General features: G+C 40.4%; 11 protein-coding genes. 4 read left to right on the plus strand and 7 right to left on the minus strand.

The features are described 5' to 3' along the window. Positions 1 to 24: 24 nt before the first annotated feature. From gspG to gspC, 5 genes are all read right to left on the minus strand, one after another. Positions 25 to 447 (minus strand): type II secretion system major pseudopilin GspG, encoded by a 423-nt coding sequence (gene gspG, locus HH219_RS20320; RefSeq protein WP_169328469.1) that lies wholly within the window; start codon positions 445 to 447, stop codon positions 25 to 27. Between the two features lie 74 nt (positions 448 to 521). Next, positions 522 to 1,757: a type II secretion system inner membrane protein GspF gene (gspF, locus tag HH219_RS20325; protein WP_064436086.1), complete on the minus strand. Its 1,236-nt coding sequence runs from the start codon at positions 1,755 to 1,757 to the stop codon at positions 522 to 524. Between the two features lie 2 nt (positions 1,758 to 1,759). After that, positions 1,760 to 3,319, minus strand: coding sequence for a type II secretion system ATPase GspE (gene gspE / locus HH219_RS20330; RefSeq protein ID WP_054206833.1), 1,560 nt, complete (start codon positions 3,317 to 3,319; stop codon positions 1,760 to 1,762). Then, on the minus strand, positions 3,312 to 5,375 hold the full coding sequence (gene gspD, locus HH219_RS20335) for a type II secretion system secretin GspD (RefSeq protein ID WP_169328470.1): 2,064 nt from the start codon (positions 5,373 to 5,375) through the stop codon (positions 3,312 to 3,314). Before gspD ends, gspE begins: the two co-directional genes overlap by 8 nt. Positions 5,376 to 5,398: 23 nt before the next feature. Further along, the gene (gene gspC / locus HH219_RS20340; RefSeq protein WP_054206831.1) at positions 5,399 to 6,346 is read right to left on the minus strand and encodes a type II secretion system protein GspC; all 948 of its coding nucleotides are present in this window, start codon (positions 6,344 to 6,346) and stop codon (positions 5,399 to 5,401) included. A gap of 265 nt (positions 6,347 to 6,611) precedes the next feature. On the opposite strand from gspC, the gene hslR reads away from it, so the two are divergent. The 3 genes from hslR (at position 6,612) to HH219_RS20355 (ending at position 9,652) form a co-directional block, all read left to right on the plus strand. Then, positions 6,612 to 6,989, plus strand: coding sequence for a ribosome-associated heat shock protein Hsp15 (gene hslR / locus HH219_RS20345; RefSeq protein ID WP_054206855.1), 378 nt, complete (start codon positions 6,612 to 6,614; stop codon positions 6,987 to 6,989). Between the two features lie 12 nt (positions 6,990 to 7,001). Continuing rightward, positions 7,002 to 7,847: an Hsp33 family molecular chaperone HslO gene (hslO, locus tag HH219_RS20350; protein ID WP_169328471.1), complete on the plus strand. Its 846-nt coding sequence runs from the start codon at positions 7,002 to 7,004 to the stop codon at positions 7,845 to 7,847. 266 nt (positions 7,848 to 8,113) lie between these two features. Continuing rightward, positions 8,114 to 9,652, plus strand: coding sequence for a phosphoenolpyruvate carboxykinase (locus tag HH219_RS20355; protein WP_054456056.1), 1,539 nt, complete (start codon positions 8,114 to 8,116; stop codon positions 9,650 to 9,652). 105 nt (positions 9,653 to 9,757) lie between these two features. Here HH219_RS20355 and HH219_RS20360 read toward each other — a convergent pair whose 3' ends face one another. Beyond that, on the minus strand, positions 9,758 to 11,461 hold the full coding sequence (locus tag HH219_RS20360; protein WP_169328472.1) for an LruC domain-containing protein: 1,704 nt from the start codon (positions 11,459 to 11,461) through the stop codon (positions 9,758 to 9,760). 5 nt (positions 11,462 to 11,466) lie between these two features. Then, the gene (locus tag HH219_RS20365; RefSeq protein WP_169328473.1) at positions 11,467 to 11,961 is read right to left on the minus strand and encodes a hypothetical protein; all 495 of its coding nucleotides are present in this window, start codon (positions 11,959 to 11,961) and stop codon (positions 11,467 to 11,469) included. Positions 11,962 to 12,487: 526 nt separating this feature from the next. On the opposite strand from HH219_RS20365, the gene HH219_RS21830 reads away from it, so the two are divergent. Beyond that, positions 12,488 to 12,668, plus strand: a 181-nt coding sequence (locus HH219_RS21830) for a hypothetical protein (protein ID WP_211842202.1), incomplete at its 3' end; no start/stop codon positions are given.

Consider the following 12,668-nt stretch of genomic DNA (forward strand, 5'->3'; position numbering starts at 1 on the left):
ATAACGCCGCTGAATTATTATACATTACTGTTTTTCTTCGTCCCAGTTACCGATATCATCATCAGTGCCCGCTTCGCCATCTGGTCCCATTGAAAAAATATCAATTTTACCCACTTCACCTGGACTGATTAATAGATATGGGTTACCCCATGGGTCTTCTGGTAGCTTAGAAATAAAACCACCTTCAGGAAAACGTCTTGGTGTTGGCTCTACGCTGGTTTGTGTCACTAAACCTTCTAAGCCTTGCTCTGTCGTTAAGTACGCTTTATTTTTTAATTTATAAAATCTCATTGCATCTTCAAGCTGCTGGATATCCAAATGCGCTTTATCGATTGCCGCCTCTTCTTGTTGACCCATAATATTTGGTGCCACGATTGACATGATCATGCCAATGATAACCAGTACCACCATAACTTCTAGCAATGAGAAACCTGATTGTTTATTCACGTATGTACCTCTGTTTTTCTTAATAATTAATTCATCGCAATACAGTAAAGTGCATTACGATATCCCTGAAACTGTTACAGCCCAATCGCTTTATTCATCGCCATAATAGGTTGTAATATGGCCATAACAATAAACAATACGATCACTGCCATTGACGCTATCATCGCAGGCTCTAAGAGTTTTAGCGAGACATTTACCATGCTTTCAAATTCACGGTCTTGGTTATTCGCTGCACGCTCTAACATCTGCTCAAGCTCACCCGATTTTTCCCCACTGGCGATCATATGTAGCATCATCGGTGGAAATAATTTGGTTTCTTGTAGCGATGCTCGAAGGCTCGCACCTTCACTGACACGCGTTGATGCATCCGCTACCGCTTTCTTAATTTTTTCATTAATCAGTACCTCGCCAGAGATCCGCATACCTTCGAGTAATGGCACCGAACTCGATGACAGAATACTCAACGTGCGCGCGAAACGAGCCGTATTTATACTACGCGCAACCTTACCAATACCGGGTAATATTAAAATTTTAGCATCATACCAAAAGCGAATTTTTGGCTGTTTTAATGCGTGTTTAATCCCTATAACAAGCAACGTAAACAGCACAAGAGTTATAAACCAGTAATTTTGCACATAATTACTCGCGGCCATTACCCACTCTGTCGTCCATGGTAAAACCTGTTTAGATTTTTCAAACGTTTTTAATATTTTAGGCACTACAGTACCTAATAGAATGGATACAATGCCGATTGCAAAAATAACTAATATAACCGGATATACCATTGCTTGCGTTATTTGACTGCGCATGTGCTGACGTTGTTCCGTGTAATCTGCTAAACGATTCAAAACAGCATCTAAATGGCCTGACTTTTCACCTGCCGCAACCATTGCTCGGTATAAGTTATCAAATACGTGCGGAAACTCAGACATACCATCAGCAAGGGTGTAACCTTCTACAACTTTAGAGCGTACCGACATCAACATGCGCTTCAAGCGTGGCTTTTCACATTGCTCAGCGACAGCCATAACAGCACCTTCAACAGGCAGTGCTGACTGAATTAAAGTAGCGAGCTGACGAGTGATTAATGCAAGATCCGATGTAGATATTTTTGGTTTAAAAAAACCACCTAAAAACGTAGTTTTTTCACCTTTAACCTGTTTATCTCCCTGTGCTGCTGGGATCACTTCTAATGGAGTGAGTCCTTGTTCACGCAGGGATTGACGAACTTGTTTAGCGGTATCCGCTTCTAAAATACCTTTTTTATCTTTGCCACGACCATCTAACGCGCGATACTCAAACGCAGCCATTATTAACCTTCCTCACGTGTTACACGTAACACTTCTTCAAGGGTCGTTTTACCAGCCAATACGCGGCTACAGCCATCTTGACGAATACTTGGCGTATGTTTACGAATGTACTTTTCAACACTTTGCTCACCTTTACCACTGTGCACAAGCTCTCGTACAGTTTCATCAACAACAAGTAACTCATGAATACCCGTACGTCCACGGTAACCATTAAAGTTACATTCTTCACAACCCACTGCGCGGTAAATTGTCGGTGGATTCTCAAACGGCACGCCGAGTAATTCGCATTCACGCTCATCTGCGGTGTGAGCTTCTTTACAGCTTTTACATAAAGTACGTACTAGGCGCTGTGACAACACACCTAATAATGACGATGAAAGTAAGAAAGGCTCTACCCCCATATCTTCCATACGTGAAATAGCACCCGCTGCTGTATTGGTATGTAACGTTGACATAACTAAGTGGCCAGTCAGTGATGCTTGCACACCAATTTGAGCCGTTTCTAAATCACGTATTTCACCAACCATTACTACATCAGGATCTTGGCGTAGAATCGCTCTAAGGCCACGAGCAAAGGTCATATCAACTTTTGCGTTGACCTGAGTTTGGCCAATACCTGGGATTTCATACTCAATTGGATCTTCAACCGTTAATATATTGCGATCGCGAGAGTTAATTTGACTCATACCAGCATAAAGCGTGGTACTTTTACCTGAGCCGGTTGGCCCGGTCACCAAAATAATACCATGCGGTTTACTTATCAAATCAGAGAATAACTCGCGATTACGTAAAGTCATTCCTAAATCTTCAAGATTTAAACGTGCATTGTTTTTATCAAGTAGACGAAGTACTACACGTTCACCAAAACTAGATGGCATGGTTGATACCCGTACATCAACAGCACGACCTGCAATACGTAAACTAATACGACCATCTTGCGGAATTCGCTTTTCAGCAATATCGAGTTTCGCCATTACTTTGATACGCGAAACCAATAAAGAGGCCAGTTTACGGTTTGGTTTAAGTACTTCTTTAAGCACACCATCAACCCTAAAGCGAATTACTAACTCTTGCTCAAAGGTCTCAATGTGAATATCAGATGCACCCTCTTTGATTGCCTCACTAAGCATAGCGTTGATCAATTTAATAATTGGCGCGTCATCATCCCCAGCGAGTAAATCTTCAGTTTGTGGCATGTCTTCTGCTAATGAAAATAAATCCACTTCATTGCCGATATCTTCCATCATTTGCTGAGTTTCAGAGCTATCGCGTTGATACGATGCCTCGAGCAACAATTCAAATTTATCATCTGGTAATTGCTCAAGTGTAAAGCCATGACCGGCAATACGGCGTACTTCTAGCAGAGCTTCAATATCCAATTCACCACGGTAGAAAACGACACGGTCATCATTATTTTTGCTTAATAACATACCCGCACGCCTTGCATACGAAAAAGGCAAACGCTTATTGGGTAGCTCAACAAGATCATCGCTGGTCATCAAGTCGCTGCTATCTTGTGGCTTTGCATGCTCTTCGCTGATTTCAGTGATTGCATCAGTCATCGTTGCGCTCGTCTGCATTTTGCTTTCTTAAGTATTCTTCATACGTTGGTGGCAAGATTAATGCGTCATTCCACTCTGGTAATATTGGCGAATCAGTTAGCGGCATCAAATCAATCCCGTCATCTCGCTTTATTTGTTGCTCACCACGAATAAAGTTATATTTTGAGTGGCTTAATTTATTCATTTTTATACCATCACGAATAATGGTCGGGCGAATAAATATAATGAGATTACGTTTACGTTTGCTGGTACTGGTAGAGCGGAATAAATGCCCTAAAATAGGAATATCACCTAGTAGCGGCACTTTAGATACACTTTCTTGTACATCTTCATCAATCAAACCACCTAGTACAACCATACCACCGTCATCAGCCATTACCGTTGTTTTAATAGCACGCTTATTAATTGAAATATCCACCGCAGTGGCGCCACTTACACCAGAAACCTCTTGTTCAATAATAAGTTGAACAGCACTGCCATCGTTAATTTGGGGTGTTACTTTGAGTTTAATACCAACTTCTTGACGTTCAACAGTTTGGAATGGGTTGTTATTATTAGAGCCTGTTTGCGAGCCCGTGATAATTGGTACTTCTTGACCAACGATCATTGACGCTTCTTCGTTATCCATCGTTGTTACGGATGGAGTGGCAAGGATATTTGAGTTGGTGTCAGTAGACACTGCTTGGATGATCGCGCCCCAGTCATTTTTAACAATACCCATGGCTAAACCATTAATACCACCCAGTAATGCGCCTAATGGGCCTAAATCACCTTCAATGGTTTCTTTATACTCAGTGGCTGTGCCGCCTTCGGTCCCTATAACATTTTTAGTTACTGTTTTATCACGTGCGACCTCAGCTGCAACGGCTAGCGACCCTACAGGGACTGAATTGCCGTTGTTAAACTGCATCATTCCGCCTTGCTCTGAGATAAACTGCAGCCCAAAGTTGATACCATCAGCTTCCATAACTTCAACAATGATTGCTTCTACGAGTACCTGCGCACGGCGAATATCTAAGCGTGCAATAACTGATTCAAGTGATCGCATTGTGTCTGGTTGGGCGGTAATTACCAGTGAGTTTGAATCTGGGTGAGCTTCAATACTTGTATCATCTTTACTACGGCTACGGGTTTTGGTTGCCCCACCTTGGCCTTCTTCACCAAGTGTTTTACTTACTCCCTGCAGTACTTTAACAAGATCTTCAGCATTGGCGTAATTAAGGTAAATAACTTTTGTGTTACCTTGATTTTGCAATTCACCATCTAAACGCTTAATAAGCTCAATTGCGCGGGTTCTTGCTTGGCCTTCACCACTGACTATAACGCTGTTTGTACGACCATCGGCAACCACTTTAGGGATTAAAAACTCAGGAACGCTGCCTTTACCTGTATCTTTGTAAATATTCTCAACCACTGAAACCACGTCGTCTGCCGTTGCAAAGTTTAGTTTTACAATATCAACGCGCTTATCACCCGCTTGGTCAACAGAGCGAATGATTTCGACTAAACGATTCACGGATGCTGCGTGACCCGTCAACATCATAACGTTAGCGGCATTGAAGTTAGCGACATGACCGCCATCTTTTTGGTCGCTAAATTGACGCACTAACGGGCCAAGCTCTTGCACGCTAACATTCTTAACGCGAACAACTCGCGTCACCATCATATCGCCGCTGGCCTGATTATCCTCAGTGATCAGTGGAACATTCGACTTTTTAGCGTCAGAGCTTTTTTCGATTTTTAAAATGCCGTTATCCATCTCTACAGCTGAATAACCGTAAACTTCAAGCACATTTAGGAAAAACTGATAATAGAGCGCTTCATCCATCAGCTCATAACTGCGAACATTTACTTTGCCGCGTACGTTAGGATCAATGATCACTGTTTTATTAAGGTTTTTACCTACGATATTAATGAACTCGTTAATATCGGTCCCTTTAAAGTTTGCAGCGTACTCAACGGCAGATACTGACAAAGATAAACTGGCCGCAAAAAAAAGTGTTGCGTACTTAGCTAACCCTTTTCTGATTTTTTTGAGGTGTAGCGCGTGAACCATTATTTTAAAACTCCAAAGCTAAGTTATTGCAGGCTAAATTGTACATCGATTTGCTCACCATCACGTTCAATAGTGATATTAGCATCGGTGCTATTACGCAGCTCATTAATGGCTGACATGGCCTGTTTTAAATCTGTTAGTTGATAGCCGTTAATCGATACAGCTAAATCGTTATTTTGTAATCCCATTTGCTTAAATAGCACAGGGTCTTTACCTGGACTTAAGCGATAGCCAACAAGCTCGCCGTCTTTCATTGCCTGAGATACACGGATGTAATCAAATAATTTACCAGGATCTTTTAATAGTTCTTCTCGGGTTTCTATGATTGCTTCTTTGACTTCTTGATTAGATGTGGCATCAATTTGACGATCACCTTCCATCTGTGGGCCCTCATCTAATTCCGACTCATCCTCTTCACGCTGAGCCAAAACAGGCATTGAGACTGTTTTAGTAAAGTCGAGTCCATCAAGCATTAATGTCTCAAAACGCCCACTCACATCTAATATCACTCGATCAGGTAATACCTGAGCAAGCTTTGCCCGTGTTCCTTTAACTACATCATCAACAAGGTAAGTAGATTGTTGTCCTTGCGACTCAATAACCGCAAGCCCCGTTAAATCATTATTACTAACGGCTACAATCCCTGTTAAATTAATGCTTAACCGTGTTTCAGGTGCATTATTAATCACTTTAGCTTGTTTGGTAGGCTGTTTACCAAGCACAACATCTGCTTTACCGAATAAATTCTGCTCTAATATTGACTTAGAATTTACACGCTCGGATGAATTATTTGCAGCATTCATACTGCTTGGTGGGAGGGCTAAATTCGTAGGCTCTGGCCATGCAAGCCAAAACGCTTTAGCTAATAAAAAAGCAATATAAACAATAGCTAAAAGAGTTACCACCCAGCTTAATTTAGCGTGGGGTAATTTATTTACTAGATGTTTTAGCTGCTGTAATTGCTGTTCCATAAATGCCATTTCTTATTTTAATTTACTGCCATATCTCTGCCCTATAGTACCTTTTCATTTTTCATTCAACAAGCGCACTAATATTAAACTTTGTAAACAAGGTAAATTAGGGCTTTTACTTCACTACAAAACTCACCAACTATTTCTTTAAATGTGGGTTTCGTGCTAAATTTTGTATTTGTGATCAGCGAAATAAAAGAGTGCTATTTTGTCAAAAAGTAATGGTTCAAAAGGAAACACCCGCAATTCGACTTCAGCTGATGATATTAATGCCATTCGTTTAGATAAATGGCTGTGGGCTGCACGTTTTTATAAAACCCGAGCCACCGCACGAGACATGGTACAAGGTGGTAAAGTACATTATAATGGGCAACGTGCAAAACCCAGTAAAATAGTTGAACTAGGCGCACAAATTAAATTAGCACAAGGTGTTGATGAAAAGCTCATCACTGTACTTAAATTAGTTGATAAACGTTTAAGTGCCCCCATTGCTCAAACCTTATATCTAGAATCACAAGCTAGTATTGAAAAACGCGAGGCAAATAGTATTGCCCGCAAAAATAATAGCTTTTTTGCTCCACATCCGGATCGTAAACCCGATAAAAAGCAAAGACGCGAACTTTTAAAAATGAAATCAAGTTAGGTAAAGCGACCCATGCAACAAGATCTACTTCACCGTTATACATTTGAAAAACTAGACGTCCGCGGCGAGCTAGTCCAAATTGAGCACACCTACAATGAGATGATTGCAGGCCATAATTACCCTGCACCAGTAAAAGCCTTATTAGGTGACTTACTCGTTGCAACGTGCTTATTAACAGCCACATTAAAATTTGAAGGTGATATTGCAGTACAATTACAAGGTGATGGTCCTGTAAAATATGCGGTTATTAATGGTGATGATAAACAAAATATGCGTGGTATCGCTCGCATACAAAGTGAAGTAACAGGTAGTACTGTTAAAGAACTAATTGGTAATGGTGTGATGGTATTAACTATTACACCTGATAAGGGCGAGCGCTACCAGGGTATCGTACCACTAGAGCACGATACGCTTGCAGAATGTTTAGAAGCATACTTTGCCCAATCAGAACAATTGCAGACACGATTGTGGTTTGCCACTGATACAACTCAAGATAAAGCCAAAGCATCCGGCTTATTACTGCAAGTTTTACCTGTGAATAAAGAAAAATCTATTACTGATTTTACACATCTAGAGGCACTCAGTAATACTATTAAAGATAAAGAGTTACTAGAGCTTGATGCTAACACTGTGCTGACTCGCCTTTATCATGAAGATAACCCTCGTGTATACGAGCCACAAGCAATCCAATTTAAATGTGGTTGCAGCAGAGAGAAAACGATTACCGCACTCGTTAACATTGGTCAGCAAGAATTACTTAACGACGTAGCTGAAAACGGTGAAATCAAAATTAGCTGTCATTATTGCTTAAAAGACTACTCTTTTAACGAGCAAGAAATCAAAGCCATTTTTAACTAAGAACCCCCCTCTTAAAAAAGTACACATTGAAAAGCTGTAAACACTGCAGCTTTTTTGTTCATAAAAAATGATACCGGTGTCATAAAACCAACAACTTTCATGACACCGGTATCATTGAAATTATTCATGTTTTTTACTAAATATATGTGTTTTTAAAGCTTTCATAGGCTCGAATATCCCTAATCCATCTGTTACTATAATTACAGCTTAAGGTTATTAAGAACCCAGAGCTATCCCGTTCAATCTCACACAATTTAGGTATAAACATGACTTCAAGCGCTACTCGTTTTGTCGATCTAACTGCAGCTGAACTTGTCGAACACGCGATCCGTCGTGGCGAAGGGACTTTAGCCGCCAATGGAGCTTTTGTTGCGAACACTGGTCGCCGTACTGGCCGTTCTCCAAAAGATCGTTTTATTGTTCAAGAATCAAGTACTGAAAATGAAATTCAATGGGGTAATGTAAACCGCCCTTTCGATGCAGATAAATTTGACGCTTTATGGGCACGTGTAGAAGCACATGTGCAAGACAACGACCACTTCATCTCTCACCTTGAAGTTGGCGCTGATCCAGAGCACTATCTACCTGTTGTTGTTACAACAGAAACTGCATGGCATCATATTTTTGCCAAAAACATGTTTATCGAACCTAAGTCTTACAATGCATCTGATTTACCCCAGTGGCAGGTAATGAATGTACCTTCGTTTGTATGTGATCCAGAACGTGATGGCACTAACAGCGACGGCACCGTTATTATCAACTTTGCACAACGTAAAGTATTGCTAGCAGGTATGCGTTATGCCGGTGAAATGAAAAAATCAATGTTCTCTGTTCAGAACTTCTTACTTCCAGCGAAGGGTGTATTACCAATGCACTGCTCAGCTAACGTAGGTGAAGCTGGCGACACAGCATTGTTCTTCGGTCTATCTGGTACAGGTAAAACTACCTTATCAGCAGATCCAACTCGCTTTCTAATTGGTGACGACGAACACGGCTGGGCACCAGGCAGCGTATTCAACATCGAAGGCGGCTGTTACGCTAAATGTATCGACCTTTCACAAAAGAATGAGCCAGTTATTTGGGATGCAATCCGCTTTGGAACTATCCTAGAAAACGTCGTCCTAGATGATAAAGGCATTCCTGACTTTCACGATACAAGCCTAACTCAAAATAGCCGTGCAGCTTATCCACTTGAACACGTTGAAAAGCGTAAAGTAGAAAACCGCGCTGGTGAACCAAAAGCCGTTGTATTCTTAACATGTGATGTAAGCGGTGTATTACCACCGGTATCAATCCTTACTGAAGAAGCTGCAGCGTTTCACTTCTTAAGTGGCTACACTGCAAAAGTAGGCTCTACAGAGATTGGTTCAACCAGCGATATTGAGTCAACATTCTCAACGTGTTTCGGCGCACCATTTTTCCCACGCCCAGCAGGTGTTTACGCTGAGCTTCTTATGAAGCGTGTACGTGAGTTTGGTGCCAAAGTATACCTTGTTAACACAGGTTGGACTGGTGGCCCTTACGGCACTGGTAAGCGTTTTGATATCCCAACAACACGTGCTGTTGTTGATGCAATCGTATCTGGTAAGCTGGCTGGTGTTGAAACTCAGCACATCGATGTTTTAAACCTAGACGTGCCAGTAGCAGTTCCAGGTGTAGACAGCAATTTACTTAACCCAATTAACACATGGGAAGATAAAGCAAAGTACGCTGAATACGCGACTAAGCTTGCTGCTGATTTCACTGAAAACTTCGCTAAGTATGATGTCTCAGACGATATTAAAAATGCAGGCCCTAAAGCTTAATTAACTTTAGTCGCCACATTAAAACGCCAGCTAAAGCTGGCGTTTTTGATCTAGTCTTTTATTTAAAATAATTGAACCTATAATACTAGTTTCATTAAATTGGTATTAATTGCACTTCCAACACTTACCTTTTACTGGTTCATTATACCAAGTAGTATTTTTACCTTTTTTGCTTTCAGCCCACTCTTTAATCATTGGGTATGCATTAACAATATCCACATTTTCAATTGGATGTGACCAAACTGAAGTAACATCGAGCGCCCAAGGGTGACCATCAGTTGTCATGTATGTCTGTGCTCCACCCACTTCAGAATTATCGTCACCCGTTTTAAATAAATCAGCGTTTGCTAACGCTGTAGGGGAATGATTAGGAAGGTGCACTTCACGCCCACGATCATTTACCGGGTATATAAATGGGTTAAAGGGAGCGTTACCAATATCTGAAGTATTCACAGTGTCATTAAATATAATACTCATTGTTACTGGTACTACATCACTTTCATCACCACTTTGCGTATTAAAAAACTGATACCCATTAGCACTTACTGTTACGTCATGAATGTTTTCAACCAATGTATAAACGAGTTGATTTGTGTGTCCCGCTTCAGCAACCAATGAACGTGTATTACCTGCTATATCAATGCTTGCACTTTGAACGCTCTCATTTGAAATATTATCAAATGCTAAAGCAAATGCATTTGCATTGCTTGCACCTCGTGCATTGATAGATCCAGTTAGGTCAATCTGCTTAACTTGGTTATCTGCATTTTTTATAACATTAAAGGTGTAACCCATAACAAAATCATTTAAGTCATAGTCGCCTTTATTAGGCCACAAGTCTTCAAACGCTAGGGTTGATTTAACAGTATAGTTATTTGAGGCTCTTTGTGGGTCGTTCGGATAATCGTCATCAATATTACTAATTCCATCACAATCAGAGTCTGTATCAGCACTTACTTCCCATGTATAAAATGCAGGATTACTAATTAAACCATTGCTATCAATCGCGGTGACCTGCACACGCCATATTTCACCACCTTGCACTTGCGAGGCTAATACAGTACTACCTGAGTGATCTGTTTTACCCACTATTTCATCATCAACAACTTCACCTTGGCCTACATCAACAAACCAACGATATTGATAGGTAACGCTGTCACCATCGGGATCTGCATTTTCTGTATTATCAACCACAATAACTAGATCTTTATCTGGCGATAAGCAACTCTCATTTTCTACTGTTAGAACAGGCAAATATGGTGAATCATTAGGGGTTATAGCATACGTAATGACCAGCTCACTATAATCTAAAGTAGTTTTCCATTTCACGTAGTCGTGGTTCATATCTATATCAAGAAATACATTAACTAAACCATCATCAGTTATGGCTGACAAAGGCACATCAAATGATGTTTCAGACCATGTACCGTTAGTACCTTGTAGCAAGCCAGGATTAAGTTCTGAACCATCCACACTAATACCATCATATTCACCACTCGTTCCATGAAAAGACTCAGAATCAATGTCATAGCCTCGAATTAATAACGTGGCACTTTGTATTTTAAGTAATGGTTCTTCAAGGTTTTCAAAACTATGCTGCCAACCATAATCTTGAGAATAATGCGAGTAAAAATCAAAGCCATAGTTTTGAGGAGCTAAATAATGAGGTGCAGTACTTTGTTTATTTATACGTTGAGTATATGTAAATGTCCCATCTTGGTTATCCACTGTGCTTGTGCTTGTTGCTGCGGCTATTACGCAAAATGAAGGAGATAATATAGACGCTAAAATAATTTGTTTAAGACTCATCGCGGTTATCCTTCTTCTGCATTAACTTCAACTGGACACTTAATCTCAAGGTCCCCCAACAAAACATTTTTTAAAAACGTCTCAGTACAAACTACCCCATCAACCTTAGCCTCAACTTTAATTCCACTCCACTCACTAGGAAATTTAAGCGTGCTCTCTAACTGCCCAGTTCGTGATGTTAGGGCTTTGAGCAATGTAGTGCCCACTTGCTCTGAGTTTTGATCGATAGCAGTAACCTTTATGAAATGTTTACCACCAATACCAGCTCCACTTTGGTCTATCATCGTTATAGTGCTTACAACTTTAAAATTGATACTCACCTCATCATTCATTGACCAATCAAATCCTGATGGGACCACGACGTCTGTTAGTGAGTTATCAACAGGCTCAACTACAACGGGGGGCGTTACTACAACCGGGCTTGCTGTAGTATCCCCTCCGGAACCGCCGCAACCAGATACAAGCGTAAAAAAGATTAAGCATAATAATTTCCTGAGCATAGGTCATCTCCACTGTATTAATTGATAGTTAATGAAGCAGTAATTAAGCCAATTTTAAGTAACTGATTTTTAAGCTTAATATAAAATTTAATTTATCTTATTATTAAAATGCAATGCAGAAAGCGAGTTTTCGGTTACTTATAATGTGTCCAGAATTAGTTGGCCACAACAGAGATATTCAAATTAAGGTGGAGTTATAGATTCAAAAGAAAAGAAACAAGGCGGATTAATGTAAAATATTAATAATACCAATCATATTAAGTTACTGACCACTTATAGCGACAGGTAAATACAGTGATAACAAGGCAGAAATTTTGACATGTAGTTGTTCTAGATGAAAAATTACTAACGCTGTTAGCGCTTTATTTAGCCCGCTAGAATGGTTAAATATTTAAGTCGATTGGTATAAATAGTGGATCATTATTCAAATACTCGAGTGGCTCACTTTTCGGTTGTTGTTGACAATAAACTAAGCGCACGACTTTAAGGTCGTGATTTATCGCGACAACCGATATATGGGGGTGTATTGCTTTCAGATGAACGCCTGAGCGACACTGGCCACCTTGCACCTTGCTCGCTGTTTCACTTTCCTGCAGACGTAAAAAAGCCCGACTCAGTGAGTCGGGCTTTCTTTATTTGGAGCCTGGCGATGACCTACTTTCACATAACAAATGCTACACTATCATCGGCGCTGTTTCGTTTCACTA

This window comes from Pseudoalteromonas sp. NEC-BIFX-2020_015 (assembly GCF_012952265.1).
GTDB classification, from domain to species: domain Bacteria; phylum Pseudomonadota; class Gammaproteobacteria; order Enterobacterales; family Alteromonadaceae; genus Pseudoalteromonas; species Pseudoalteromonas neustonica.